Origin of the sequence: Algoriphagus persicinus (assembly GCF_035156415.1) — a bacterium.
Classification (GTDB): Bacteria; Bacteroidota; Bacteroidia; order Cytophagales; family Cyclobacteriaceae; genus Algoriphagus; species Algoriphagus persicinus.
The window spans coordinates 101,018-127,161 of sequence record NZ_JAYEEY010000011.1 but is presented as its reverse complement, the minus strand read 5'-3'; the positions used below and the strand labels follow the sequence as shown (position 1 = coordinate 127,161).

General features: G+C 41.2%; 26 protein-coding genes and 1 tRNA gene. 18 read left to right on the top strand and 9 right to left on the bottom strand.

The genetic code is table 11. From position 1 onward, the window contains the following. Positions 1-519: 519 nt before the first annotated feature. The 3 genes from U3A58_RS10565 (at position 520) to U3A58_RS10555 (ending at position 3,072) form a co-directional block, all read left to right on the top strand. Entirely contained in the window at positions 520-1,686 is a 1,167-nt protein-coding gene (locus U3A58_RS10565) for a CynX/NimT family MFS transporter (protein WP_323823392.1), read from the top strand. Between the two features lie 70 nt (positions 1,687-1,756). Then, complete coding sequence (locus U3A58_RS10560) at positions 1,757-2,359, top strand: DUF2179 domain-containing protein (protein ID WP_323823391.1); 603 nt, start codon at positions 1,757-1,759, stop codon at positions 2,357-2,359. Continuing rightward, positions 2,359-3,072 (top strand): tRNA1(Val) (adenine(37)-N6)-methyltransferase, encoded by a 714-nt coding sequence (locus tag U3A58_RS10555; RefSeq protein WP_323823390.1) that lies wholly within the window; start codon positions 2,359-2,361, stop codon positions 3,070-3,072. Before U3A58_RS10560 ends, U3A58_RS10555 begins: the two co-directional genes overlap by 1 nt. Here U3A58_RS10555 and U3A58_RS10550 read toward each other — a convergent pair. Next, positions 3,069-4,400 (bottom strand): saccharopine dehydrogenase family protein, encoded by a 1,332-nt coding sequence (locus U3A58_RS10550; protein WP_323823389.1) that lies wholly within the window; start codon positions 4,398-4,400, stop codon positions 3,069-3,071. The two genes, U3A58_RS10555 and U3A58_RS10550, sit on opposite strands and share 4 nt — an antisense overlap. Before the next feature lie 120 nt (positions 4,401-4,520). On the opposite strand from U3A58_RS10550, the gene U3A58_RS10545 reads away from it, so the two are divergent. The 4 genes from U3A58_RS10545 to U3A58_RS10530 all read left to right on the top strand — a co-directional run bounded on the left by U3A58_RS10545 (position 4,521) and on the right by U3A58_RS10530 (position 6,933). Beyond that, positions 4,521-5,003 (top strand): cytidine deaminase, encoded by a 483-nt coding sequence (locus tag U3A58_RS10545; protein ID WP_323823388.1) that lies wholly within the window; start codon positions 4,521-4,523, stop codon positions 5,001-5,003. A 4-nt stretch (positions 5,004-5,007) separates the two neighbouring features. Beyond that, the gene (locus U3A58_RS10540; protein WP_323823387.1) at positions 5,008-5,655 is read left to right on the top strand and encodes an alpha/beta hydrolase; all 648 of its coding nucleotides are present in this window, start codon (positions 5,008-5,010) and stop codon (positions 5,653-5,655) included. Between the two features lie 94 nt (positions 5,656-5,749). Further along, positions 5,750-6,187, top strand: coding sequence for a UPF0158 family protein (locus tag U3A58_RS10535; RefSeq protein WP_323823386.1), 438 nt, complete (start codon positions 5,750-5,752; stop codon positions 6,185-6,187). Between the two features lie 239 nt (positions 6,188-6,426). Beyond that, entirely contained in the window at positions 6,427-6,933 is a 507-nt protein-coding gene (locus U3A58_RS10530) for a GNAT family N-acetyltransferase (protein ID WP_323823385.1), read from the top strand. Positions 6,934-7,009: 76 nt separating this feature from the next. Here U3A58_RS10530 and eda read toward each other — a convergent pair whose 3' ends face one another. Continuing rightward, entirely contained in the window at positions 7,010-7,669 is a 660-nt protein-coding gene (gene eda, locus U3A58_RS10525) for a bifunctional 4-hydroxy-2-oxoglutarate aldolase/2-dehydro-3-deoxy-phosphogluconate aldolase (protein WP_323823384.1), read from the bottom strand. A gap of 8 nt (positions 7,670-7,677) precedes the next feature. After that, a complete protein-coding gene (locus U3A58_RS10520) occupies positions 7,678-8,673 on the bottom strand; it encodes a sugar kinase (protein WP_323823383.1) in 996 nt (331 codons plus the stop codon). A 281-nt stretch (positions 8,674-8,954) separates the two neighbouring features. Here U3A58_RS10520 and carB point away from each other — a divergent pair, with 281 nt between their 5' ends. Further along, positions 8,955-11,774 (top strand): carbamoyl-phosphate synthase large subunit, encoded by a 2,820-nt coding sequence (gene carB, locus U3A58_RS10515; RefSeq protein WP_323823382.1) that lies wholly within the window; start codon positions 8,955-8,957, stop codon positions 11,772-11,774. A 25-nt stretch (positions 11,775-11,799) separates the two neighbouring features. Continuing rightward, complete coding sequence (locus U3A58_RS10510) at positions 11,800-12,057, top strand: DUF4834 family protein (RefSeq protein ID WP_323823381.1); 258 nt, start codon at positions 11,800-11,802, stop codon at positions 12,055-12,057. Positions 12,058-12,174: 117 nt separating this feature from the next. On the opposite strand, the gene U3A58_RS10505 is transcribed toward U3A58_RS10510, so the two are convergent. Together U3A58_RS10505 and U3A58_RS10500 are read right to left on the bottom strand one after the other, a co-directional pair. Beyond that, a complete protein-coding gene (locus U3A58_RS10505; protein ID WP_323823380.1) occupies positions 12,175-13,362 on the bottom strand; it encodes a THUMP-like domain-containing protein in 1,188 nt (395 codons plus the stop codon). Further along, positions 13,362-14,351 carry an aspartate-semialdehyde dehydrogenase gene (locus U3A58_RS10500; RefSeq protein ID WP_323823379.1) on the bottom strand — a complete coding sequence of 330 codons (990 nt, stop codon included), beginning with the start codon at positions 14,349-14,351 and terminating at the stop codon, positions 13,362-13,364. Before U3A58_RS10500 ends, U3A58_RS10505 begins: the two co-directional genes overlap by 1 nt. A 358-nt stretch (positions 14,352-14,709) precedes the next feature. Between U3A58_RS10500 and U3A58_RS10495 the strand changes: the two genes are divergently transcribed. The 4 genes from U3A58_RS10495 (at position 14,710) to scpB (ending at position 18,843) form a co-directional block, all read left to right on the top strand. Next, positions 14,710-17,232: a lamin tail domain-containing protein gene (locus U3A58_RS10495; protein ID WP_323823378.1), complete on the top strand. Its 2,523-nt coding sequence runs from the start codon at positions 14,710-14,712 to the stop codon at positions 17,230-17,232. A gap of 67 nt (positions 17,233-17,299) precedes the next feature. Beyond that, on the top strand, positions 17,300-17,470 hold the full coding sequence (locus tag U3A58_RS10490) for a hypothetical protein (protein WP_323823377.1): 171 nt from the start codon (positions 17,300-17,302) through the stop codon (positions 17,468-17,470). Between the two features lie 425 nt (positions 17,471-17,895). After that, a complete protein-coding gene (locus U3A58_RS10485) occupies positions 17,896-18,279 on the top strand; it encodes a TraR/DksA family transcriptional regulator (protein ID WP_323823376.1) in 384 nt (127 codons plus the stop codon). Between the two features lie 3 nt (positions 18,280-18,282). Further along, positions 18,283-18,843 (top strand): SMC-Scp complex subunit ScpB, encoded by a 561-nt coding sequence (gene scpB, locus U3A58_RS10480; protein ID WP_323823375.1) that lies wholly within the window; start codon positions 18,283-18,285, stop codon positions 18,841-18,843. Here scpB and U3A58_RS10475 read toward each other — a convergent pair whose 3' ends face one another. From U3A58_RS10475 to era, 4 genes are all read right to left on the bottom strand, one after another. Further along, positions 18,844-19,467, bottom strand: a complete 624-nt coding sequence (locus U3A58_RS10475; RefSeq protein ID WP_323823374.1) for a SprT-like domain-containing protein — start codon at positions 19,465-19,467, stop codon at positions 18,844-18,846. 64 nt (positions 19,468-19,531) lie between these two features. Next, entirely contained in the window at positions 19,532-19,729 is a 198-nt protein-coding gene (locus U3A58_RS10470; RefSeq protein WP_323823373.1) for a hypothetical protein, read from the bottom strand. Between the two features lie 76 nt (positions 19,730-19,805). After that, positions 19,806-21,119, bottom strand: coding sequence for a ribosome biogenesis GTPase Der (gene der, locus U3A58_RS10465; RefSeq protein ID WP_323823372.1), 1,314 nt, complete (start codon positions 21,117-21,119; stop codon positions 19,806-19,808). Positions 21,120-21,121: 2 nt separating this feature from the next. Continuing rightward, positions 21,122-22,015: a GTPase Era gene (gene era, locus U3A58_RS10460; RefSeq protein WP_323823371.1), complete on the bottom strand. Its 894-nt coding sequence runs from the start codon at positions 22,013-22,015 to the stop codon at positions 21,122-21,124. Positions 22,016-22,160: 145 nt separating this feature from the next. Between era and U3A58_RS10455 the strand changes: the two genes are divergently transcribed. From U3A58_RS10455 to U3A58_RS10435, 5 genes are all read left to right on the top strand, one after another. Then, positions 22,161-22,233: transfer RNA gene (locus U3A58_RS10455), tRNA-Met, on the top strand. Positions 22,234-22,407: 174 nt separating this feature from the next. Beyond that, entirely contained in the window at positions 22,408-23,664 is a 1,257-nt protein-coding gene (locus U3A58_RS10450) for a tyrosine-type recombinase/integrase (protein WP_323823370.1), read from the top strand. 1 nt (position 23,665) lies between these two features. Next, on the top strand, positions 23,666-24,361 hold the full coding sequence (locus U3A58_RS10445) for a hypothetical protein (protein WP_323823369.1): 696 nt from the start codon (positions 23,666-23,668) through the stop codon (positions 24,359-24,361). A gap of 69 nt (positions 24,362-24,430) precedes the next feature. Continuing rightward, positions 24,431-24,733, top strand: coding sequence for a hypothetical protein (locus U3A58_RS10440; protein ID WP_323823368.1), 303 nt, complete (start codon positions 24,431-24,433; stop codon positions 24,731-24,733). Between the two features lie 288 nt (positions 24,734-25,021). Continuing rightward, positions 25,022-26,044 carry an AAA family ATPase gene (locus U3A58_RS10435; protein WP_323823367.1) on the top strand — a complete coding sequence of 341 codons (1,023 nt, stop codon included), beginning with the start codon at positions 25,022-25,024 and terminating at the stop codon, positions 26,042-26,044. Positions 26,045-26,144: the final 100 nt, after the last annotated feature.

Sequence of the window (26,144 nt, the reverse complement as noted above, 5' to 3'; positions counted from 1 at the left end):
TGGAAAGACCTTCTTTATAGTCTCCCGCGAAGGTGCAAATTCTATTAATAATAGTAAGACCGTTGTTTAGTAGAGGGCACTTTAGTACGTCTTTGCGAGAAGGAGGAATGACGACGAAGCAATCTCGTTTTTATCATAAGTGTTTTTCTTTCCCGCGGCGCAATGGCGCGACGAAAGATTGTTAATCTTCGAGGTTCGAAAAACCTCGAAGATTTTGGGAAGAATATCCCGCGAAGGCGCAAGTTCTATTGATACCAGTAAGATGTGAGAAACTGTTGTTTAGTAGAGAGCTCTTATTCGCACGTCATTGCGATGAGTGAGGTACGAACGAGGAAGCAATCTCACTTTTTAGCAGACTACATTGAAGGAGGTCTAAGTCATGAGACTTGAAACAGGGTGGGAATTAATATTCTTGGCCTGTATTGAGCGATAATTCCTCTTAAATTTTCCTAGTTTTGTCAGGCTTAATTAGCTGTTAATAGTGCGCCCTTCGTATTCTTTAATTTTTATAACCCTGTCTTGACTAAATCATTTTCCTCCCAATCACTCCTTATCACCGGGATTATTTTGGTTTCGATCAATTTGCGTACCTCGATAGCGTCGGTGGGGCCATTGATTCCTTTTATCCGTGAGGACTTGGGTTTGTCTAATGGTCTGGCGGGATTTCTCACCACGCTGCCTTTGCTGACATTTGCTACCTTTTCACTTTTTGCTCCCGGGATAGGGAAGCGATTGGGCATGGGAAGAGCCGTGTTTTTGGGAGTTGCCATTCTTGCCACGGGCGTGATTCTTCGTGTGTTGGGAGGAATAGAGCTGCTGCTTTTGGGTACAGCGCTGACCGGAGTGGGCATAGTGATCGCCAATGTGCTGCTGATTCCTTTGATCAAAGTGAGACTGCCAGAAAAACTGGGTTTGATGACAGCATTGCTTGCGACGATGATGTCACTGTTTGCTGCAATTGCAGTAGGGATGAGCGTGCCAATTGCAGTAGATTGGGATTTTGGATGGCGGGGATCTTTGGCGTTTTGGGCTGTTTTTATGGTTTTGGCGATGATCATATGGATTCCGCAACTTCAGCGACCCAAGGCAAGCCTTCATGAAGTCACTGACCCTGCAAAGAATGTATGGCGATCCAAACTTGCCTGGCAGATCACCATTTTCATGGGGTGTCAGTCAGTGATGTATTTCACGATGGTGACCTGGCTACCCGATATGCTGATTTTCCGGGGTTGGACTCCAGTCCAGGCTGGTTTTGTGTCTTCGATGATGCAGGTGGTTTCTCTGCTGGGATCGTATTTCGCTCCTGATTTCCTGATCAAACTCAGGGAACAAAGCGGTGTGGTATTGGCAGTGGGAATAGCTTACGTGCTGGGCTATCTGGGGTTATTTATAGAGAATGAGCTCGTAACCTACGTTTCCCTGGGAATTGTCGGACTCTGTATGGGGTCGAGTTTGAGTATCGCTTATATACTGATTGCCTTGCGTACTGCTGAGGATCAGACTACTGCCAAGCTTTCGGCAATGGTGCAGTCTTCCGGGTATTATTTGGCAGCTTTGGGGCCCTTGCTTTTTGGTGTGTCGCTGGATCTTTTTGACAACTGGAATGTGCTGATTTTCTTCTTGTTGTTCTTTGCTTTGGCGTTTACCTTTTTCGGAATGTCTGCAGGCAGGGATCGTAAAATCTAATTCCAACTATTATTTCGCTCTCATAGGAATAGGGTGTAGTTTTGCGGCTTCAATCTGAATCCCAAATCTCATGCAAGAATTCCTTCAATCTCTAGGCGTTTCTGAACAATTATTCGATTACCTGATCATGCCCTTGCTTATCTTCTGTGCGAGAGTGGGGGATGTGTCAATTAACACCCTGAGAATCATGTTTATGATGAATGGGAAAAAGAATATTGCTCCCGTTTTAGGTTTTTTCGAAGCCTTGATTTGGCTGCTCGCCATTGGGCAGATTTTTCAAAATATAGATAACCCGCTTTCTTATGTAGCCTATGCAGGCGGATTTGGTGCAGGGACTTATGTGGGAATGTATTTTGAGGAGAAATTGGCATATGGCAGGGTACTGGTGCGAGTGATTACGCCGCAGCCACTACCTGAATTGATCGAGTACATGAAGGCCCGTGATTTTCGCTTTACAAGTGTCGGTGGAGAAGGAAGATTTGGAAAGGTAAATCTGCTTTTTACAGTGATGAAAAGAGATAGTCTAACTGACTTTGTAGCTACGGTCAAAAGCATCGATGAGAAAGCATTCTACACGATTGAGAGTGTGAAGCGTGTGTCTGAGGATGAAGTTAATGTGATGGACGATAAACCAAGATTCAACATGAGTTTTTTTAGCAAGCCCCGTACTTAATGTCTAATACCTGGTTTCAGTTTCAGCAGTTTCGGGTCAATCAGGATAGATGTGCGATGAAAATCAGCACGGATGCTGTGATGCTTGGAGCGTTGGCTGAGGCTGCTTCCCCGGGAGAAATTTTAGATGTGGGGACTGGCACGGGAGTGATCGCTTTGATGCTTGCCCAGCGGTTTCCTGAAGCAAAAGTTCAGGCTGTTGAACTGGATTCTGAGGCGGCATCTCAGGCTTTGGATAATTTTCGATCCAATACCTTTTCGGAGCGTATGCAGCTTTGGGAAGGCAGGTTTCAAGACTTTGAACCTCAGCAGAAATACGATTTGATCGTAAGCAATCCGCCTTATTTCCCAGATCATCTGAAATCAACTGATGCGCAGCGCAACTCGGCTTTACATACAGACGAGCTCTCCTTTGAGGATTTATTGGGAAAAGTGCTTCAGCTGCTGAAAGAGGATGGGGACTTTTGGATTATTCTTCCACCAAGGCAAATGCAGGATTTTAAAAAGGAGGCAGCAACCCGTGGCTTGTTTCCCGGAGCCAAATTCACTCTGCAAGATATGCCAGGGAAACGGATACAAAGAGAGATCTGCGCTTTCGACAGAAATCAAACTGAGGTCAAAGTCACCGAGATTTTCATCAAAAACGAAGATGGAACAGCTCATGAAACTTACGCTAGTTTAGTCTCAGATTTTTTGCTTGGTTTCAAAGCCTAAAGTGTTCGTACTTCTTCTATGAAGCTAATTCCATGACTTTTTAGCGCAGCCAAAATCGGATCATAAATCTCTGGAAGCACTGGAACGTGGAGGCCTTTTAAGCCGATTTTTCCGTCTAGAAATAAATCAACAGCAATAGCTAGCGGAAGCCCCACCGTTTTTGCCATTGCCGTGTAGCTGGCATCTTCACCACAGCACACCAAGCTTGATCTGATTTCTTTGGTGCCTTCTGCCGTTTTGATTTGGAAGAGATGCTGCATCACGATCATGTCTTTATCTTCCGGGTAAAGCTTCCAGTTTTTCTCAAGAATTGCTTGCAGAATAACAGCAGGAGAGCCCTTCGTCTGTGGCAGCAAGTCGTTCCCGAAAAATCCCAGCCACTGGATTTTCTCCCAGGTCGGGAAATCAAAATCAGGGATCAAATTGCCGAGTTTTTCCTCTACAGAAAGCGCTGGATCGCAGGGTAAAAATGAATTTAAAAACTGTCGCAGCGTAGTGTCCTCCCGTAGATTCATCTGAAAGCTATCATCACACATACCGAGCTGTACAAATACATTCCAGGCTTTGCAGAAGCCAGCTCTTCGCAGAGTTCCCCGTAGCATGGTGCTGATATTTTCCAATCTATATACACTTCTATAACTGAGCGAATCCCGATTGGGGTACCCGTCAAAATCTCCTAATCTGGGAAATTGTATAGTTTCGAGGCGGTTGAAAAGTTGGTGATATGGGACAAATTTCAAATCGCCTTGTTCGATGTAGCGTGAAGTGCCTTGACCTGCGAGCACTACGTTTCTTGGATTCCAGGTGAACTTGTATTTCCATGGATTGTCCTCTGACTGTGGCGCGAGCAATCCGCCGCAATAGGATTTGAAGGAGATGATTTCTTCGCCTTTTGACTTGGCCAAGTTGATGATCTGCATGGCAGACATATGGTCGATTCCTGGATCCAACCCGCATTCATTTAGGAAAAACAAGCCTTTTGCTTCGATTTCAGTCTTCATTTCACGCATTTGCTCAGACTCGTAGGAAGCCGAAAAAAAATGCTTTCCGAATTGCAAACAATCCTTAGCCACCACCGGATGCATAAAAGCCGGCAGCATAGAAATCACTACATCGGCTTCTCGGATAAGTGCTTGTCGGGATTTCACATCCTCAATGTCTAGCTGACGCGCTTCAGTATTAGCTTGATTGTTAAGCTTTTTCTGAGCTGACTCTAGATTGATGTCAGCCAAAATCAACTCACGCGTGTTGTTTTGGCAGCTTTTTGCCAGAAAATCGATCAGGAATATGGCGGATTTTCCACCGCCTAAAATCAGAATTGTATGCATGGAATAGTAAATTACTCGGACTAAAGTGGAGAATTAATTTTAGGGTAAAAAATTGAGGTGAGAATATTAAAAGGAACAAATTCCTACCTTAATCGTTAGGAAAACTCCAATTAGAGATAGATGAGCAAGAAAATAAAAATTGAAGCTGAGTTTGAAGAACTGGCTTGGGGGGAACTGACTATAGAAGAGCAGCAGCTGATGATGCGGGCGAGAAAAGTCTCTGATCAAGCCTATGCGCCGTATTCTGACTTTCATGTGGGAGCGGCTGTCAGGCTCGAATCTGGGGAGATTCTTCAGTCTAGTAATCAGGAAAATGTGAGTTTCCCAGTCGGAGTTTGTGCCGAGCGGTTGGTGTTGGGTTATGCCGGAGCCAATTTCCCGGATCTTGCGGTGAAGGAGATCGGGATAGTAGCGCGCAGAAAGGGGGAGGAGATCTGGGCAGGAGTTTCACCCTGTGGGCTGTGTCGGCAGACGATCAACGAGATGGAAATGCGATTTAATCGTCCGATTACCATTTTTATCCAAAATCCTGATGGTAGCGTACTTCGATTCCAAGGGATTCAAACGCTTTTGCCTTTTAAGTTTGACGATCTAAACGCATAGCATTTTGAAGAAAAACATCATTTTTCCATATCAAGCTCAGTACTCCGTCTCACATGAGCCCACTTTTCAAGAGAAAGAAATCTGGCTGCTGCTGCATGGATATGGGCAATTGGCGGAGTTTTTTCTCAAGAAATTTCAGGGTTTTGATTCTCCAGATCGGCTTTTTATTGCGCCAGAAGCCACGAATTATGGTTATCTCAATGGGTTTACGGGAAGAGTAGGAGCGAATTGGATGACTAAGTATGAGCGGGAAGTAGCCATAGAAAACAATCATAATTACCTGGATCTGTTGATGGGGACGCTTCTTTCGCAGTATCAGGAAACTCCAAAAATCAATCTGCTGGGATTCTCTCAGGGGGCAGCAACTGCTACGCGATGGGCAAGTCGCTGGATGGGCAAAGTCGATCAGCTGGTGCTTTGGGCTGGAGGATTTGCGCAGGACATGGTTTTGGAAGATGCGAAAGAGAGATTTTCGCATACAGGAGTTACCTTAGTTTTGGGAGAGCAGGATGAATTCATCACTCCGGAAAGTATTGAAATACAGCAAGATTTGATCGAAAACATAGGTAAAGAGGTGAAAAAGCTGACTTTTCGGGGCGGACATGAGATTGATATTGAAATGCTTTCAAAAATTCTTGATTCAAGTGAGTAAATCCAACTATATTGTTGCTTCAATTGCTTAATTAAAATAGAATTTGATCAGAATTCGACTTTCACTATTTTTCTGAAAATTTTGTAAACCACCAATGCTTTCGCTTACTGAAAAGGAGATAGACCTTATCTCAACACAACTACTCAAAGGAATGATCTGTTTCTATCAGATCGATAAGAAAAGAATTCATCAGATGCCGGATGATGAGGATTATTATAATTATGATCTCACTGAGGCAGAAGAAGATGTACTGGATGATATCGAAGAAAGCCCGGAGAATTATGCCGAGTTTACTCAGATGGAACCTGCTCAAGAGCATCAGATGATGCAGGATTTTATTGACCGGAGGGTCAAAGAAAAAAATCTAGCAGATGATTTGGTGAGTTCACTTACCAAGCCAAAAGCAAATACTGCCTTCAAGTTTTTGATTGAAGATTCCAAATACAAAAAGGAATGGGCAGAGTTCCGGAAGGAAAAATACCACGATTGGATAAAGGAACAAGTTGATAGTTTCAACTTTACTGAAGAATAACAAATAGCAAAGATTATCTATATCCTAACACATACAGGGGAAGTGGGGTAAGTTAAACCTGGATATTTCAATAAGAGACTTAGTGGTAGATGAGAATCCTGGAATGGCTGTTTTTGATATTCCTGAGAAGTTCTTGTAATGATATGTAATAGACTCTAATTTGGAAGGGACTCAGTGGTGGGTTCTTTTTTTATTGCACCCAAGATTAAGTTTTCATCAATATTTCCTATTTTAATTGGATGCAAAATAGCTCTGATTTTTTGATCCGAAATACACTCGAGCCTGGTGATCTGGGGCAAGTGGCTGCCTTACACGGCAAAGTATATGCGGAAGAGTATGATTTTGGTTTGGGCTTTGAAGCCTATGTGATGGAAAGCTTGTTGGAGTTCTACCGTGCGTACGATAAGAAAAAGGACCGCGTATGGGTGGTGGAGCGTGAGGGCAGTATGATAGGTTTTGTATTACTCATGCATCGTCCGTCTAATCGCGCGCAGTTGAGGTATTTTATTTTAGCGAAGGAATTTCGTGGGTTTGGAATCGGAAGCAGGCTGATGAAAGAGTGGATGGAGTTCTATAATGATTCTAACTACGATGCCGCTTATTTATATACCACCTCTGGATTGGACGCCGCTGTCAGTCTATACGAAAGAATGGGTTTTCGTAAAATCAGCGAAATGAAATCGATGAATTTTGGAGTGCTCATGCTGGAACAGTACTATGAGTTAATCACTGATCCGAAAAAGTAGGCTTAAACATATATTGTGTCCTGTAAATTCTGTACGTGGTTAGTGGTTTAAGAAAACCACTAACCACGTACATCAACTACTTACACTTCTTGATGATCTTTAAAGTCTCTGCTATCTTATTCTCCAAAAGATCAAATTGCTGATTTTTGATCCAGTCTTTTTTGAAGAGTTGAGATCCCATTCCTACACAATACACGCCTGCATCAAACCATTCTTTCAGGTTTTCTTCAGTTGGTTCCACTCCGCCTGTGGGCATGATGTGCAAATCCGGAAATACTGACTTGGCAGCAGCCACAAATGCTGATCCCACCACATTTCCTGGAAAAGCCTTTACCAAAGTGGCACCGAGTTTTTTTGCCTTAAAAATCTCGGACATAGTCGCGCATCCCGGAATCCAGAAAACCTCTTTGGAATTGCAATACACAGCCAGTTCCGGTATCAAGGCCGGAGAAACGATAAAATCTGCCCCAGCTTCCACAAATGCATTTGCATCTTCAGTAGTGAAAATGGTCCCAATTCCCATGACCATATCTGGATATTTTCCGGCATAAGCGTATAGTGCTGAGAAAACTTCCAACGAGTTGCTCGCCCGATTTGTGAATTCAAAAACTCGAATTCCTGCTCTGTAAGCGGTGTCAAGCACGCCTTTTGCCACGTCTATATCTTCATGATTGAATACAGGAATCATCCCCGTATCACTCATGGCTTGTAGCATTTCACTGTTTGAAAATTTCATAATTGTTTTTAACGTAAAAGTTTACCAACATTTTTTCCTTCCACCAGCTGATTCACTTCATCGATGGAGACGAAGTTTGCGTCTCCTGGGATCGAATGCTTTAGTACCGAAGCAGCAACCGCAAAGTCCAAGGCGTTCTGGTCGTCTAAATGGAGTAAGCCATAAATCAGCCCGGCCATATAGGCATCTCCACCTCCGATTCTATCCACGATATGAGTCATTTCGTAGGTTTTGGATTCGAGTAGAGATTCTACATTCCAAAGTACTCCACTCAGATCATTTTCTGAAGCACTGATCGAATCCCGGTGAGTAGTCGATACATATTTCAAGGAGGGACACATAGATTTTGCCTTTTCACAAGCTTGCAAATAATCTGTTTCTTGGATTCCCATACAGTTTTCGAAGTCTGTAAGACCAGCTATAATCAGATGAGATGGTTTGATCAGATCAGGCATGATATCCATCGGGCCTTTTCCATATTGCCACAGATTTCTGCGGTAATTGATGTCGGCACTGATTTTTACACCAAGTTTAGAAGCTGCATCCACTGCGGCTTTGCAAAGGTCAGCTGCTGACTGAGAAATGGCTGGAGTAATTCCAGTCCAGTGAAACCAGTCCGCACCTTCAAATATCTTTGCCCAATCAAAATCTTTCCCATTCACTTTTGCAAATGCAGAATCAAAGCGATCGTAAATGATTTTTGATGAGCGCTGCATTGCCCCATTTTCGACAAAGTAAACCCCCATTCTTCCTTCGTTGAATCGAATAAAAGAAGTGTCCACACCCGAGAATCTCAATGTGTTTACAGCCGCCTGTCCGATTTCATGGTCTGGGAATGAAGTCACATGGGCGGCAGACAATCCCCAAAAGGCTAAGGAAACAGCCACATTTGCCTCTGCACCACCATAATTGACTTCATATGATTGAGTGTTGACAAAGCGTTCATGGCCTGGAGTGGATAGGCGGAGCATGATTTCGCCAAGGGTGATTATTCTTTTATTCATCGACAGGATGTTTTACTATTTTGGATTTATCGAAAAATTGGAATGACAAATTAAATTCCTTTTGATCTTAATGATTAGACAATAATAAATGTCATTTGTTGGTTTACCAATAAATCTAAATCAATACTTTGCCAAAAATGAAATTATTCCTAAGGAAAATTGCTGAGACTTCAACGACTGATGTGGATTTCTTTGGATTTTACCGTGCCCCTTCAGAATTTTTTTCTAATTTTGCCCCAATTTGGACTTAAGCAAAACTTTCCCATAAATCTCTCTCTCTAATGCCTAAAGATAGCAGTATAAAGCACGTTCTCATCATTGGTTCAGGTCCCATCGTTATTGGTCAAGCTTGCGAATTTGATTACGCAGGTTCCCAAGCAGCCAGGTCACTTCGCGAAGAAGGTATCATAGTGACGCTGATCAACTCGAATCCGGCGACAATTATGACAGACCCGGTCACGGCCGACAATGTGTATTTGCTTCCTTTGGAAAAGAAATCCATCGTACAAATTTTAAAAAAGCATCCGGACATCGATGCGGTTCTTCCTACCATGGGTGGGCAAACTGCCTTGAATCTTGCCATAGACTGCGAAAAGGGTGGTGTATGGGCAAAATACGGTGTGAACATGATCGGAGTAGATATCGATGCGATCGATACCGCCGAAAACCGTGAAAAATTCAAAGCACTGATGGAAAAAATCGGTGTAGGTGTATGTATTGGCGCTACAGCCACGTCTTTTCTTCAGGGAAAAGAAATCGCTCAAGAAATAGGCTTTCCACTCATTATCAGAGCTTCTTATACGCTAGGTGGTGCCGGCGGCGCATTCGTAGAAACTGCGGAAGAATTTGAGCAAGCACTGTCTGCAGGCCTGCAAGCTTCCCCTGTGCATGAAGTATTGATCGAGCAGAGTATCCTCGGCTGGAAAGAATACGAGCTGGAAGTGATGCGCGATAATATCGGCAATATGATCGTGATTTGTTCGATTGAGAACTTTGACCCGATGGGTGTGCATACGGGTGATTCTATCACAGTAGCACCTGCGATGACCTTGCCAGATACTACGTATCAACGGATGAGGAATTATGCGATCACGATGATGAATAGCATCGGGAATTTTGCTGGAGGATGTAACGTGCAGTTCGCAGTAAGCCCGGATAATTCTGAAATCATCGGTATTGAGATCAATCCTCGGGTTTCCCGATCTTCAGCTTTGGCGTCTAAAGCAACCGGATATCCAATTGCAAAAGTAGCAGCTAAACTAGCCATAGGGTACAACTTGGATGAGTTGAAAAACTCCATCACCGGGACAACTTCTGCATTTTTTGAGCCTTCTATAGATTATGTAATAGTGAAGGTGCCTCGTTGGAACTTTGATAAATTCAAAGGTGCTGATAGGAGACTAGGACTATCGATGAAGTCGGTAGGGGAAGTAATGGGAATTGGAAGAAACTTCCAAGAAGCACTTCAGAAAGCTTGTCAGTCACTTGAGATTAAGAGAAATGGTCTTGGGGCAGATGGTAAAGAATTACGTAACCAGGACGAAATCTTGTATTCCCTAGCACATCCTAGTTGGGATAGACTTTTCCATATTTATGATGCATTCAAACTCGGGATTTCTTTTCGAACTATTCAAGATTTAACAAAAATCGATAAGTGGTTCTTGAAGCAGATCGAGGAGTTGATTCACCTGGAAAGAGAAATAGAGAAATTTAAACTTAATACAATTCCTGTTGAGCTGATGGACCTAGCAAAGCGTAAAGGCTATGCGGACCGTCAAATCGCACACTTGCTAGACTGCCTGGAAAGCGAAGTCTTTGATAAGCGCTACAAGGAAATGGGAATCAAGCGTGTCTATAAATTGGTAGATACTTGTGCAGCAGAATTCGAAGCAAAAACCCCTTATTATTACTCTTCATTTGGCACTGAAAATGAATCTGTAAGCTCAGATCGTAAAAAAGTCGTGGTGCTGGGCTCTGGTCCAAACCGCGTAGGTCAAGGAATCGAATTTGATTATTCCTGTGTTCATGGCGTTTTGGCAGCCAAAGAATGCGGCTACGAGACCATCATGATCAACTGTAATCCAGAGACTGTTTCTACTGACTTTGATATTGCAGACAAACTTTACTTTGAACCTGTATTCTGGGAACATATCTACGAGATTATCCTTCACGAGCAGCCTGAAGGCGTAATTGTACAGCTTGGGGGTCAGACTGCATTGAAGCTTGCCGAGAAGCTGGAGAAATATGGGATCAAAATCATTGGAACCAGCTTTGAAGCCTTGGATCTAGCAGAGGATAGAGGTAGATTTTCTTCTCTTTTGAAAGATCTGGATGTTCCTTATCCTGAGTTTGGTACCATTCACAATACTGATGAGGCACTAGAGCTTTGTAAGACGATTGGTTTCCCGCTTTTGGTGCGCCCTAGCTACGTGCTAGGTGGTCAAGGGATGAAGATCGTGATCAACGAGAAGGAACTTGAGCAGCATGTCGTGGATGTGTTGAGGGACATTCCGAATAATGAGATATTGTTGGATCACTTCCTCGAAGGAGCTATAGAAGCCGAAGCGGACGCAATCTGTGATGGTGAAAATGTATATATCATTGGCATCATGCAGCACATTGAGCCGGCGGGGATTCACTCTGGTGATTCTTACGCAGTACTTCCTCCCTATAATCTGGGAGATTTGGTGATTCGTCAGATAGAAATCTACACAGAGAAAATTGCCCTTGCACTAAGGACTGTAGGGTTGATCAATATTCAGTTTGCGATCAAAAATGACAAGGTTTACATCATCGAAGCAAATCCTAGGGCATCGCGTACGGTGCCATTTATCTGCAAAGCGTACAGAGAACCTTATGTAAACTACGCCGTAAAGGTGATGTTAGGAGAGAAAAAAGTGACTGATTTTGAATTCAAGCCTTACAAAAAGGGTTATGCTATCAAAGAACCAGTTTTCTCATTTCATAAATTCCCGAAAGTAAATAAAGAATTGGGTCCTGAAATGAAATCTACCGGTGAAGCGATTTACTTTATCGATGATCTGATGGATGATTATTTCTTGAAAATCTACGCAGAGAGAAATCTGTATTTGAGTAGATAAGAAACAAATAAAACGTTAAAGTATTGTGTGGAAATTTCTTGTAATAGTTCTCGGAGTTGGTTGGCTGCTAGGCCAACTAATCCGTTATTTTCTTAGAAGCAAATTGGCAAAATTTGCACAGCATGTACACGAAGTAGCAAAGGAAGAGCAACGTGCCCAGCGGCATGCTGCTACTCCTAAGGATGATATTATTGTGGATTTTGCGCCAAAACATCAAAAGGGCAAGATTAACAAGGATATTAAAGGCGGTGAATACGTCGATTACGAAGAAGTGAAGGAGTAATCCTTCACTTTTTTTGATATTTCTTTCAAACCACGAAGAGCACAAAGTTTCGCGAAGTTGATGTTTATGAAAAATATGGTAAAGGTGGACTATTAACTGTGATGCTTGATCGCATACTCATTTTTCCATCTTGCACCAAAAAACTTTAAATCCACTTTGGGTTTTTGTGCCGATCAAAAAGTCATCTCCACCATCTTTTACACCTAGTTTTTTCTTTAGGTCTTCAGATCCACTGGCGTAATTTCGTGTGATTACATTGACCTTTCCTGAAGGGAAAAGCTTTTTGATTTCAGCTTTCTTCGGTTGTACTTCTTGAATCACCTCGAAAACTCTAGCTGGAATAGCTGTCTTAACTTCTGATGAAGTGTATAAATGGCTATTTGGATCTAGTTTTTTCAATCCAAACCTTTCTCCAAAAGTCTTAAATGCGCCTGCTTTTAATACCCCTGAAAAAGGCTCAAACAAATACTTTTCTACTTCTCCGATCCTTGAAGTGATACCTTCCTCTTCACTTGGCTCAAATGAAAAACTACTTTCTTTGGTGCCTAAATCTATTGCTTCGATGGTCAAAGGAAATTCAAAAGGTTTACTGCTCCAGTGTAAAAGCAACTCTTTCACGTCATTTTTCACAGAGATCACCTGCACTTTCTGAATATCGGGAAGCTCGCTGAGCGCCTGAGAAATATCGAGCATGGGCGATACTTTCAGCAAAATCGAATCAGCTTTGGTTTTCATCATTTCCCAAGAACTGATTATATCAGGGTCGCAGTCCTGAAGTTTGTACAGCTTCTGGTTGCCTTTTCCTCTTCGTGCAGGATCAGCATAGATCAAGTCAAAATACTTTTTTGTCTGAGTTATAAACTTTAGACCGTCACCTTTTACGCTAGTGAATTTAGATGGAGCAAGAATTTCCAAATTATGGGTTGCAATTTCAGCTAACTCCTCTTGCTGTTCGCAGTAAATGGCTTTGTCGAAATTCTTACCCAGAAAATAACTATCCACTCCAAAACCGCCTGTGAGATCTATCATCAGTTTCCCATTTCTATCTCTAGCCTTGAATTCAGCAGTTTGCTCTGATGAGCTTTGCTCTAGAGAGATAGAAGCTGGAAAAATCAATTGTGGATTGGAAGACCAAAAGGGTAGTTTTTTGGAAGCTTTTTGTCGTGTAGAGATCTGCTGCACGGCTGCTTTTAGGTCAAAATCAGTTTTGTCCTGATACTTAAAAAGCAAAAGTGCAGGATCTTCAGAAAGATGATCCTGCACAAATTGTTGGAAGTCAGCCCGATGATACTGGGTCAACTCCATTAAATCAAACCGTTTGCGAGCGCGTATTCAGCGATTTGCACTGCATTGGTTGCAGCGCCTTTTCTAAGGTTGTCCGCCACAATCCACATATTTAGCGTATTTGCCTGAGACTCATCTCTTCTCAATCGGCCTACGAATACCTCGTCTTTTTTATGCGCAGTGATCGGCATTGGGTAGATGTTGTTTGCCGGATCATCCTGTACGACTACGCCAGGAGCTGCAGCTAGTAATTCACGCACCTCAGTCAAATCAAAGTCTTCTTTGAACTCTACGTTTACTGCTTCAGAATGGCCTCCCATAGTTGGGATTCTCACCGTGGTCGCCGTCACCTGTATGGTATTGTCACTGAAGATTTTCTTAGTCTCGTTGATCATTTTCATTTCCTCCTTCGTGTAGCCGTTTGCCTGGAAGACATCGATATGAGGAAGTACATTCATGTCAATTTTGTGCGGATAGACCATTTCGGCTTTTTCTCCAGTACGCTCAGCCATCATCTGGTCCACTGCTGCTTTGCCCGTACCCGTCACAGACTGGTAAGTGGACACCACGACTCTTTTGATGCCGTAGCGCTGGCGCAATGGAGCCAAAGCCAATACCATTTGAATGGTAGAGCAATTGGGATTTGCGATGATCTTATCTTCTTTAGTAAGTTCTTTTGCGTTGATTTCCGGAACGATCAGTTTTTTGGTCGGATCCATTCTCCAAGCAGAAGAATTATCGATGACGATAGTGCCTACTTCAGCGAATTTTGGAGCCCACTCTGTAGAAGTGCTCCCGCCAGCCGAAAATATGGCTACCTCAGGTTTCAATGAAACAGCCTCTGCAAGACCGATGACAGTGTAGGGTTTACCCTTGTACTCAATCTGTTTACCTACGGATCGCTCGCTGGCGACTAATAGAAGTTCGTCAAAAGGGAAATTGTGCTCCGCGAGCACCTCTAGGATTTCGGAGCCTACCAAGCCGGTAGCTCCTACCACTGCTAATTTCATGTGTTTATAATTTGTTTTTTATAGGTCACATGGAATCTCGCGTTACGGAAAATCATTCCTCCGTGTGACGTCTGCGTCATGCTCGATTTCATATGTTTATAATAGTTTTTCAAATGCCATATGGAATCTCGCATTGTTGACAATCATCACTGGGTGTCACGATTGAGTAATGCTCGATTTCATCAGATTTATAAGTCGTTGTTGAAAATTTTTGAAGCACAAAAGTAAGGGCTATAGATTCATTTTCAGACCTGTCGCTCAAATATTTTGGCCAAAATGGTAGAAAACTCAATAAAAGTGATGGTTTGAGATCATTTTGATAAGTATATTTAGTGTAGACTTTTTAATTGACATGCTTGTGGTAGGCGTATTTTTTATTTGGCAATTCATCTTTTTTGCTGTTTTCACAGTGAGTGATGCTTCGCGAGGCTATGCAAGTAATCAGATTCAGGATTTCGAAAGTGGATTTTCCATCAATAACAACCTGAATGAGTTTTTGCCCGGCTGGTATGCTAACGAGATAGGAAGTACTTCTTCCCGTATTTATCAGGCAAGCGGACTTGGTAGGAATGGGAGCAAATCGCTAGCAGTCCAGCCTATTTCTACTTTTAATGGGGAAGTTATCATTCAACTTTCTCCGCAAGGTTTCATTGATCCCAAAGTCCGTTTCTGGACAAGGTCAATGAAAAATGGCACTGGTGACAGACCAGCTCAGGTATTCTTTAGTTGGGGGAGGAGTTTGGATGGGAATTATTCTGGGCGAGAAATCTTAGGAGGTGCAAATGAGTTTGGGAATGAGGATCAGGAGTTCAGGCTGTTTGAGTTAGTCTTGCCAGATAGCTTTTCTGAAAGCGAAGAAATTTTTCTCCGATTAGAAGTTCGCTATGGACCAGGAGCAGGTACCTGTGCAAAATGGCTGATGGATGATTTTGAGTTCGGAGAAGTTGTAGTGGATAAAACTGCTCCAGAGGTATTACGTGTACGTGGCTTTGATGAAAACAAAGTGGAGATTCAATTTGATGAGGCTTTAGATCCGATCTTCTCTGAGTTTTTGATTAGTTATAAACTGAATGCCCAAGAGCCTGTAGAAGTTAAGCTGAAGGCTGATTCTTTGGTGTATTTGAGTTTTGAAGAAAAGATTGAAAAAGGGAAAAGGTATGAGCTGTCGATTGGACAGATCTCTGATTTGGAAGGTAACTTCCTTAAGGATACGCTGATTTCCTTTCAGTTTTTTGATCCTACAGATATTCCTCCTAAGACCTTGGTAATCAATGAAATCATGCCTGCTCCAAAGGCTGATCTGGATCTGCCAAATGTGGAATATGTGGAGGTCTTTCATGCTGGCGAATATCCTGTTAGGCTAGGCGGAATTACATGGTCAAACTCCAGATCTACAGTTACTCTCCAAGATGAATGGATTCCTCCAGGAGACTTCCTGCTCATGGTACCCGAAAATCAAGCTGCATTTATGCGGAAATATGGGCAAGTGATACCTATAAAAAATTGGCCTACACTTTTGAATTCCGGTGATCAGCTAAGTCTAAAAGATGATGAAGGGAATCTGATTGATATGATTTCCTATTCCACGAAGAGCTGGGGAGGAAGTGAATTTGCCAGTGGAGGCTATAGCCTGGAAGTTGCAAATCCCTTTTATGCTTGCGAGCAATCTGAGTTGCTTAGTCACTCAATTGATCCGCTTAGAGGTACACCGGGTAGCGAAAATTCAACTTTTGATTTATCTCCAGATGAAATTCCGCCAGTTCTGAATTCAATTGAATTCACTTCTTCGAAAAGCCTTTTGATGACTTTTTCTAAGCCAATTCTAGCTTCTTTTGTTAAATCAAACTTTTTGTTCGTGCCTAGTTTGGAAATTGATTCCATAGCATACACAAGTTCTAGGCAAATTTCTCTTTACTTCTCGGATGAAGTTACGCCCAATACAGTTTATAATTTGACTAGTAGTGAATTGAAGGATTGCTCTGGGAATGAGTATATCCAAGCGGATCCTATACAACTTGTTTTACCAGTTCAGGCCAAAATTGGAGATGTTTTGATTAACGAGCTTTTATTTAATCCTAAAATAGGCTCACCGAAGTTTGTGGAATTGATCAATGTGACTGATAATTACCTCGAGGTCAAACAGTGGAAACTCGCTAATCTGGATAATTCTGGAGAAATAGACCAAGTAAAGCTGCTTAGCGAAACTTCACTCATTATCTCCCCACAAGGATTTTTGGCGATCACCACTAATCCTGCTATGCTCAAACTTGATTTTTCTAAATCGGCATATGGGGAGTTTGCCAAAATAGCGACGCTGCCCAGCTATCCGATAGCAGGTGGCACGGTGGTTTTATTGGATTCTTCGGGGACTATAGCGGAGTCATTCACTTACTCCGAAGATCTTCATCATCCCCTGTTGAGAGATCCAAAAGGTGTTTCGCTGGAGCGGCATTCTACGGGTTCTCCAGCTTCTTTGGCAGCCAATTGGCACTCTACATCATCAATTGAAGAATATGCGACTCCAGGAAGAAGGAATTCTCAGGTGATTTCTGCAGAATTCACAGGAGATTTGATTCAAATAGATCCTGAAATCTTTGATCCGGAAGGAAGTAATGGGAATACCTTTACTTCTATCAGATATGCAATTGCTCAACCAGGCTGGGTCGGAAGCTTTAGGATTTATTCTACAGCTGGCCAGTTGGTACAGTCATTAGCGCAAAATGAGGTGCTGGGTACTTCGGGATTAGTTACTTGGACAGGAACGGATAGTCAAGGTAAAATCGTAAGGCCAGGATATTATATACTTTTGGTAGAGCTCTATGACTTATCAGGTCAAGTCAGGACGGTTCGAAAAACCGTAGTCATTGCGACTAAACTATAATTTTTCTGCGTATTGCCGGATTTGATAAGCAGAAAATAGTATATTAAGAGGCTTAACCTCCTTTCCCATGGAAAAAGATCTTATCACTCAAGCACTACAGACAATTCATCTGCAGCATGGTAAAGACCTCACAGAGGTTTCTCAATACCTAAATATGAGATATCGAGTAGATGTAGAACCTTTGGTTCTCCAGAGGAGATTAAAGAAAATGTTGCAAGAAGCAAAAGCCGTCGCATGACGGTTTTTTTATTTAATCCAGAATTTTGTGACAAAGATTAACTTTTGATGAAATTGTTAAGTATGAGGAAAGATATTTCAAAACTCAATTTACGGTAGTCTGCACTACCAAAGCACTAAATTCCAGGAAGATGTAGTTAATCCTTTTGGAGGCGTTTTAGAAAGGAGGAAAGTGTAGTGTTTTGATAATCAGATTATTGTAAAAAGTTGAGCTATTTTCTTTGTGTGTAGCTGCCAGTATAAAAAATCCAATCCTGTGTTTTACAAAATGAAAATTCAAGGAGAAAGTTTGGAATTGAAATAGGGCGTATGATTTTCGGTCAAAAGTCGGCTCAGGAATCCTTGGAAATCCAACACGTACCTGTATTTTAGAGAACTAATTCCAAAAACAACTGTCCCAATACTATTACCTAATTTTAGCTGGCTATGAGCAAGGAAGAAAAGACCGCATATTCTCAGGATGAACTGAAAGAATTCGAAGTAATTATTCTGAAGAAACTTGTTAGCGCCAAGGAAGAATTACTTTCCTTAAAAGAATCACTGAGTAAAAAGAATGATAGTGGCACGGATTTCACTGCGTCAACTTCGAAATTACTTGAAGACGGAGCTGATACATTGGAGCGTGAAAGCCAAAATCAACTTGCTGCCAGACAGCAGAAGTTTATTTACAATCTTGAAAATGCACTGATACGTATCAAGAATGGCACATATGGTATTTGTGTGGATACCGGCAAGCTTATTTCAAAAGAAAGGCTGATGGCCGTTCCTCATACCATGCATTCCATTGAGGCAAAACTTGCTAAAAAGTAAGCTTTGGATTTTCTCCCTAGGCATATTGAAGCATTGATTTTTTGTGCACCGACACCATTACCCAAGGCGGAGATAGTGAAGTGTCTGAGTGAAATGTTTGAAGCTGAGATTCCTGCAGCTCACGTGGATCAAGCGATTCATGACCTGACAGAAAAATACCAGTTGGAGGATTTTTCCTTTCAACTGGAGCATGTGGGAGGAGGATATCAGTTCTTGACCAAGCCTGCTTATCAAAGCTCCATTGCTATTCTTCTACGTCAGCAATCCCAGAAGAGACTGTCAACAGCGCAGCTGGAGACCTTGTCTATTATTGCCTATAAGCAGCCTGTGACCAAGGGTGATATTGAGCAGATCCGTGGTGTAAATAGTGATTATTCTGTTCAGAAGCTTTTGGAAAAAGAACTTGTGGATATCAAAGGTAAATCGGAAGGACTTGGTAGACCGATTTTGTATGGCACTTCTGCCAAGTTTATGGAGTACTTTGGGATAAATTCTCTAAAAGACTTACCTCAGCCAAAAGATTTTTCCCAGCCAGAAAATCAGATTGGAGAAGAGCGGGATTAATTAATCAACTAGCAATACTTTAGCCAGCTGTGCGATCAGATACTTTTTGCCGGATTTCACTTCTTGACACAAAACTCGCGTTCTTCGAGTTTCTCCCTTTTCAAATTCTCTTCCTGAAAGCAAAAATCGATTTCCAGGCTTTAGATCGGATAGGAAAACATTCTCTGGATTGATACTTTTATTATCGTATTTGCTCATTTCCTTCATAAGAAAAAGATCCCTAGCGGAACTGGCTTTTGGGCTTTTCATATGCTTGCGCAAAGGAATGAGTAGGTCAATAGGGAAGTAGTTAATTGAGAGTAAAGGTATCATCAACTGCTGAAAAGTTGCTTTCCATTCAGGTCCATGTGGGGCAATGTCGATTCCAAACCTGACAAAGGCATGTAGGTGAGCTACTTCATGAATGTAGGTAAGAAGGAACTGATAAGGATTGAGATCTGCGTTGATTGTGATGGTCTGGATCAGTCGGTCTCTCCGGTACCTGAAGTCGCCCAGTTTTGATTTACGGGTAGCGGTAGCTTTGAATGAAAAAGGCTCTATTTCCCAAAGCTCTATTGCATAATTGACAGCAGTAGATGGAAGCTTTTGTGCTAGTATTTGCTGCAGTTTTTCTGAGCTACTCATTCTGAAAAGTACAAAAAAAAGAGTCCCGCATGTGCGGGACTCAATACATTCTACAAAGGAAGAATTATTGAGCTGGCTCAACAACCGCATCAGCTTCTACTACTACAGTAGTATCGGCTTCTTCGATGATGATTTCTTCCTCAACAACTGGCTCTTCAACTACCTCGATAGTCTCAACAGTGTCTTCTTTTACTTCTTTGTTACCGCATGAAGCTACAGCGAACATGCTAGCGATTGCGAAAATTGCAAATACCTTTTTCATTTTTTGTGGTTTTCTTAATTACTCTGCAAATGTATTACAGTTTTGATCAATAAAACAATAGGCCGTTCAAATATATTTATTTGTTTTTATAAATAATTTTGACTGGAACCCCCTCGAAATCAAAGTTTTCCCGGAGTCTATTTTCTAGATATCTCGTGTAAGGAGATTTAATGTATTGGGGAAGGTTGCAGAAAAATGCAAACACTGGATTCCTGGTAGGAAGCTGAGTGGTATATTTAATTTTAATGTACTTTCCTTTCCATGCTGGGGGAGGATATCTTTCGATTTCTGCGAGCATCACGTCATTCAACTTGGAGGTAGGAATACGACGGGTTTTATTTTCATATACTTTCACGGCCAGTTCAATCGCCTGGAAGATCCGTTGCTTTTCTAGCACGGAAGTGAAGATGATAGGGATCCATTTATTTTCACCCAATTTCTCCAACATATCATCCTTGATTTTCCCCATGGTTTTATGGTCTTTTTCGATCAAATCCCATTTGTTCACCATGATCATCACTCCCTTGTTGTTTTTGATGGCGAGAGAGAGCAAGTTCATATCCTGAGATTCCAGTCCCCGGGTAGCGTCCACCATCACCATCACTACGTCAGATTCCTCTAAGGTTCTTAAAGAACGCATGACAGAGTAGAATTCCACATCCTCTGTTACTTTGGATTTTTTTCTGATCCCAGCAGTATCTGTGATGATAAAGTCCTGTCCAAAAAGCTGATACCTAGTGTGAATAGAATCTCTAGTAGTTCCGGCTTCATCCGTTACGATGGAGCGGTCTTTGCCGATTAAGGCATTCAGGAAGGATGATTTTCCCACGTTAGGTCTTCCAAGAATCGAAATCTTTGGCGTGTCTGCGTCTGGATCTTCTATTCCTTCATCTTCGAAGTGTGTAATCATCTCATCCAAAAGCTCCCCTGTGCCACTACCACTGGCAGAGGCGATTGGAAATACCTCAAAGTTGCTTACGCCCAATGCATAAAATTCATGAGCGGCAAAGCTTTTCTCTTGATTGTCCGCTTTATTGGCCACTACATAGATAGGTTTTTTAGTGCCTCGTAGTTCTTTGGCAAATTCACTATCCAGATCCGTAAGACCCGTGTGGCAATCTACAATGAAGAGAATCACATCAGCTTCTTCGATGGCAAGCTTTACCTGCTTTCGAATCTCAGCCTCGTACATATCCGTAGAGCCAGTTACGTATCCACCCGTGTCAATTACGGAGAAGAATTTACCAGCCCACTGCGCATGTCCATAGTGACGATCTCGAGTCACTCCGCTCATATTGTCTTCAATCGCCTTTCGTTCTTCTACCAGACGGTTGAAAAGAGTGGATTTGCCCACGTTAGGCCGTCCTACTATCGCTACTATATTTGCCATGATCAGGTTGGGTCGTACCCAAATTTTTTCAGTTTCAATTTATTTTTTCTCCAGTCTTGCTCCACTTTTACGAAGGTTTCGAGGAAGACTTTCTTGCCGAAGAACTTTTCTAGTTCTTCACGGGCTTGTATCCCCACCTTCTTTAGCGCGGCGCCTTTGTCACCGATGATAATGCCTTTTTGGCTATCTCTTTCTACATAAATGATAGCCCGGACACTGATTATATTTTTTTTCACTTTGAAGTCTTCTATAGAGACTTCAGAGCTGTAAGGGATTTCTTTTTTGTAATTCTCGAAGATTTTCTCACGGATAATCTCAGAGGCAAAGAACCGTTCGGATCGGTCGGAAAGTTCCGCTTTGTCGTAAAAAGCAGGGTGTTCAGGAAGCCTATCGAGAATTTCCTGCATAATTTTTTCTGTGTTGAACTTCTCTCCTGCGGAAATAGGAATGACTAATTCAGACTTAATTCTTGAAGTCCAATAGGTGGTTATCTCTTCCAGTTGATCTGGCTTGGCTAGATCAATTTTGTTGATGACCAATAGTACAGGAACGCCAGATTTGTTGATTTTCTCGATCACATGCTCAATATCAGCATCGGTTTCAAAAAGATCTGTGACAAAAAGAATGATGTCAGCATCTTCCAGGGAGATATTGACGAAGCTCATCATGTTCTTCTGAAGTTCGTACTGAGGCTTGAGCATTCCGGGTGTATCCGAAAAAACTATTTGATAATTATCGGCATTGGTCAATCCAATAATTCTATGCCGCGTAGTCTGTGCTTTAGAAGTAATGATCGAAAGTCGCTCACCCACAAGGATATTCATCAATGTGGACTTGCCTACATTTGGTTTTCCTATGATGTTGACGAAGCCTGCTTGATGTTTTGGTGAATCCATTGTAGAAAATTTTTACAAAGGTACTTGATTTTGTAGAGTTTCTCCTTACCTTTGTACCACAATATCGGAGAAGGCTAGTCGCCAGAAGCGGTATTGACAGCCAGAAGGGCTTTAAAATTAGAAATTCTTAGAATTAAAAATATATCGCGGGATGGAGCAGTTGGTAGCTCGTCGGGCTCATAACCCGAAGGTCACAGGTTCGAGTCCTGTTCCCGCTACTTAGCGACTCCGGACAATGTAAAAATTGTTCGGAGTTTTTTGTTTTTCAGGGGTTTAGCACTTTTTAGATTCTGTTAGATTCCGTTAGATTCGGATGATTTTGTCCCCCTTTTCGTCCCCCTTTTTGTCCCCCTTTTCTTTATTATCTTTATTTTTTCTGCCTATATTGGGTCATGATCGACATGAAAATTACTGCCGTATTGAATCCCAAGAATAAAAAGTTGTTAGGAGGAGAGGCTATATATTTGTGCATAAATAGAAAAGTGAGACATTACATTCATCTCAAACTTGATAAAATTCCTAAAAATGCTTGGTCTGGAAAACCATTAAAATGGGTCAATACTCAATATCTTTACGCTGAGTCTCATAATAGGGTAATATCCAGAGAAATTCATCACCTGAAAGAAATTGTTCAGGAATTTTATAAAAGGGATGAGGTTTTAACTCCAGAGAAACTGAAGAACTTCTATCTAGTAAAATATCAGGGAAAAAAGATCAAAGGTGTTACAGGTGCAGCCGCTCCTGGAGCCAGTGATACAATTTCATCCTATATTGAATATTCCCTCAAGTATGGTACGTCTTCCAAGAAAGCTGATGGTACCAGAAAGATATATTTGACTTTAAGAAATCTGGTTGGAAGTTTCAGAAGCCAAGCTGTCATGGCTGATTTAGATGAAGCTTATGTTTTAGGATTTATAGATTTTTTGCGAAGTGATGCTACTGATATAAATTCTGATACGACAGTAGCAAAATATGTTGATCGTCTCAAAGTGATCTATCGGGAGTATTGTGATCAATATGGGATTCTCTTTAAAAAGAGAATTTTTGAAAGATTGGACGTTAATTCTACGAAAAGACCTGACAAAATCATCTATGTAAATGATAAGCAATATGAATCGCTTGAGAATTTGAAGTTTACACATGAAGAGAAAAGGCTTGAGATAACGAGAGATCTGTTTTTACTGCTTTGTAATACTGCTCTTTATTATAATGATTTGATAGCAATTGGATCTGAAAATGGATTTGATGAGAATTTACTAGAAGTAAATCCTGGATACCTAGTACTTCAAGGCAAACGAAAGAAAAATGGAGAAGAGTTTTGGATTCCATTAAATAATACTGCCAAAAGAATTGTTAAAAAGTACCATGTCGAGGGTGGTGAATTAATTTTCCCAAGGAGTGTGGCGATTTCTGAACAGAAGTTTAACCAACATTTGAAGGTTCTTGCAGATAGAATTAACTTTCCGGATGTGCTTTCCAATAAGGTTGGGCGCAAGACCTTCGGAACTTGGACTGATAGACTGGGGATGGAGGATAATGATATCAGGATGATTTTTGGTCATTCACCTGGCTCAGTGCTTAAGAAGTACTATACTGAAAGAAAAACTATTGAGACCTACCAGAAAATATTAAGTTGTATCCAACGGTAAAATGGAAAAGAAAAGTAAGCTTGCTATAAAGCATTATCACGGTGAGGAGTTGGAAAAGATTGGCAAATCTTCAACTGGGTTTCCGTTATATGTAATGGTGAGATATAAGAACGTTAAAACCAAGTTTGCCTCAAGGCTTGGAATACGCCATGTCAAACAAACTGATGGTGATTCAGGAGTTTTAAGCGATTATAATCTAAACGTTATCAATATCATAGAGGCGGAAGTGAAATACATTGAGATGTTGAGAGACTACTTTGAGGATTTCATGGCCGTTGATTTTACGCCTTCTATGATAGTAAATGAGTTTTATGAAAATACTACTTTAGAAAATGTCCTTGATTATTTTGATCTACTATTTGAAGACAAAGAATTAAGAGATATTCTATTAGACATAGATCAGGATTTGGTAGAACTTTTGAAGATAGCAGGTCCTGTTCGTTTTTTGTCTGGACTACGACATCTCGATTTAGACCTCTTCGGTAAAACAATGAAAATTGAGGATGTTAAGGAAGTATTCGGCTATTATGAGATTTATAAGTCCTTGTATTGGCCTGAAGTAAATAGGCTTCAATTTCGAATGACTGATTTAGATGGAGATGAAAACATCGTCAGATTGAAAAATTGGCTTGACAAAAAATTTGATGATGAAATGCGTCATTATTACGACATTAACCCGATTAAAATAATTCAGTAAAAATTATCGGTCACCTGTGACCGATTTAATTATTTTTTATACATTTGAGTAAATCAAACTCAAATCACGATGAATCAAGACACTTTTATTCCGTTTTCTGCTGTTAGCCAAAAATGGCTAGAAGAAAAATTTAGAAATCTTGAAGAGAAAATCTCAAGTATAAGTCCTGCTAGTAAATCCATTAGAGATGAATGGTTGTCTCTTCAGGAATTCATGGAAGCGACAGGTGTGAAGTCGCATTATTCTATTTCAAAAATGGAATCAGTTTCTGAGTCGAAGGGCGAGGAATTTCGCTCTATGTTCAGAGGAAAAAGAAGGTTTATTCACCAACGGGAAGTGGATAGATTTTTTGAAGGCGAGTTTGAGAACTAAAAAAAGGTAGGGATAGCTATCCTTACCTTTTATTGAAAATGCGCATTGGGCAATTCATTGTTTTGCTTTTAACCTTCTCACAATTAAAAACATGTTCCAAATTGTAAAAATTTTCAATCAAAGTCAACTTAGGCAAGGCTGTTCTTAAAACTTTTTATACACTCTCAATTCACCTGAAATGTATATGGTGATCATCTGATAACCCTTCAGATTGATTGTTTACTCTTAATTAAAAAGTTAATAGTAGCATTTGAAAAAATGCTAAATGAAATCTTATTGCCAAAAAAAATGACCTCAACAGATCGAAATAACAAATCAAATGATCCTCGTCAGGAGGGTTTCTTAATAATTAAATCAGCTAATCAATGGATAGATGAAGCCAAAAGTAAACCCATTCCAAAAAAGATATTTGGGCCATTTTGGTATGAGGAAGAGCTTTGTATTCTCTTCGCTGATACCAATCAGGGAAAGTCACTACTCGCAGTTCAAATCATAGATAGTATTACTAAGGGCGTTCCAACACTTGGAGTGGAAATGGATCTCAAAGCTTCCAAGGTGATATACTTTGATCTAGAATTGACGGCTAAGCAATTTGAAATGAGGTACGCCCAATATGATAAGGGTAAGGATGTTTTGTTTGATCATTTTGAATTCAGTGAGCTTTTCCTTAGAGCAGAAATCAATCCCTACGGGTTTGAAGAATCCATAGAAGAATATGAAGCTTCTTTATTCAAAGAGATCGAAAATCAAGCTTCCAATTCCGGTGCAACCATTTTGGTAATTGATAATTTATCTTGTGTGATTTCGGATAATGAAAAGGCCAGGAATACAACTCCATTTCTGATACGTCTCAATAATCTCAAGAAGATGTATGGATGGTCAATTCTATTAATCGCACATACTCCTAAAAGGAATTTGTTTGCTCCCATTAGCAGAAATGACATACAGGGCAGTAAAAGCTTCATCAACTTAATTGATTCTTGTTTCGCAGTCGGAGAAAGTCAAAAAGACCCATCGGTTAAGTACTTGAAGCAAATCAAGGTTCGTTATGGCGCTTTCGAATTTCCATCTGAGAATGTGTTGGTCTGCAAAATTGGTAAGGATTCGAATTTCAGCTCTTTCAAGTTTTTGGAATGTGGGAAGGAGTCAGATCATTTAAAGCAGCTGAATCCTGCAGACAGATCTCAGATGAGGACTAAGGCATTTGAGCTAAAAAAGGAGGGGAATTCCAATGTGAAAATAGCCATGGAACTAGGAGTGTCTGAAGGCGCAGTGAGGAAGTGGTTGAAGCAACTTGAGCTAAGCGACTAGGCCTGTTCGAGAAATTCGAATGGTACGAGGGGTACGAGGAGTACGATAGGTACGATTTCATCAATCCTCAAACCCCTCTTTTTCTTTGTGATGAATTCGA

What these genes read in the sequence shown, in the direction of transcription:
- U3A58_RS10545 (WP_323823388.1), top strand. Translation starts at nt 4,521, where the DNA reads ATGAGCAAGAAAATAAAAATTGAAGCTGAGTTTGAAGAACTGGCTTGG.
- U3A58_RS10505 (WP_323823380.1), bottom strand. Translation starts at nt 13,362, where the DNA reads ATGGAGTTGACCCAGTATCATCGGGCTGACTTCCAACAATTTGTGCAG.
- U3A58_RS10470 (WP_323823373.1), bottom strand. Translation starts at nt 19,729, where the DNA reads ATGAAAAAGGTATTTGCAATTTTCGCAATCGCTAGCATGTTCGCTGTA.
- U3A58_RS10535 (WP_323823386.1), top strand. Translation starts at nt 5,750, where the DNA reads ATGCTTTCGCTTACTGAAAAGGAGATAGACCTTATCTCAACACAACTA.
- carB (WP_323823382.1), top strand. Translation starts at nt 8,955, where the DNA reads ATGCCTAAAGATAGCAGTATAAAGCACGTTCTCATCATTGGTTCAGGT.
- U3A58_RS10445 (WP_323823369.1), top strand. Translation starts at nt 23,666, where the DNA reads ATGGAAAAGAAAAGTAAGCTTGCTATAAAGCATTATCACGGTGAGGAG.
- U3A58_RS10560 (WP_323823391.1), top strand. Translation starts at nt 1,757, where the DNA reads ATGCAAGAATTCCTTCAATCTCTAGGCGTTTCTGAACAATTATTCGAT.
- era (WP_323823371.1), bottom strand. Translation starts at nt 22,015, where the DNA reads ATGGATTCACCAAAACATCAAGCAGGCTTCGTCAACATCATAGGAAAA.
- eda (WP_323823384.1), bottom strand. Translation starts at nt 7,669, where the DNA reads ATGAAATTTTCAAACAGTGAAATGCTACAAGCCATGAGTGATACGGGG.
- U3A58_RS10440 (WP_323823368.1), top strand. Translation starts at nt 24,431, where the DNA reads ATGAATCAAGACACTTTTATTCCGTTTTCTGCTGTTAGCCAAAAATGG.
- U3A58_RS10485 (WP_323823376.1), top strand. Translation starts at nt 17,896, where the DNA reads ATGAGCAAGGAAGAAAAGACCGCATATTCTCAGGATGAACTGAAAGAA.
- U3A58_RS10475 (WP_323823374.1), bottom strand. Translation starts at nt 19,467, where the DNA reads ATGAGTAGCTCAGAAAAACTGCAGCAAATACTAGCACAAAAGCTTCCA.
- U3A58_RS10450 (WP_323823370.1), top strand. Translation starts at nt 22,408, where the DNA reads ATGATCGACATGAAAATTACTGCCGTATTGAATCCCAAGAATAAAAAG.
- U3A58_RS10530 (WP_323823385.1), top strand. Translation starts at nt 6,427, where the DNA reads ATGCAAAATAGCTCTGATTTTTTGATCCGAAATACACTCGAGCCTGGT.
- U3A58_RS10500 (WP_323823379.1), bottom strand. Translation starts at nt 14,351, where the DNA reads ATGAAATTAGCAGTGGTAGGAGCTACCGGCTTGGTAGGCTCCGAAATC.
- U3A58_RS10550 (WP_323823389.1), bottom strand. Translation starts at nt 4,400, where the DNA reads ATGCATACAATTCTGATTTTAGGCGGTGGAAAATCCGCCATATTCCTG.
- U3A58_RS10520 (WP_323823383.1), bottom strand. Translation starts at nt 8,673, where the DNA reads ATGAATAAAAGAATAATCACCCTTGGCGAAATCATGCTCCGCCTATCC.
- U3A58_RS10490 (WP_323823377.1), top strand. Translation starts at nt 17,300, where the DNA reads ATGGAAAAAGATCTTATCACTCAAGCACTACAGACAATTCATCTGCAG.
- U3A58_RS10435 (WP_323823367.1), top strand. Translation starts at nt 25,022, where the DNA reads ATGACCTCAACAGATCGAAATAACAAATCAAATGATCCTCGTCAGGAG.
- U3A58_RS10555 (WP_323823390.1), top strand. Translation starts at nt 2,359, where the DNA reads ATGTCTAATACCTGGTTTCAGTTTCAGCAGTTTCGGGTCAATCAGGAT.
- der (WP_323823372.1), bottom strand. Translation starts at nt 21,119, where the DNA reads ATGGCAAATATAGTAGCGATAGTAGGACGGCCTAACGTGGGCAAATCC.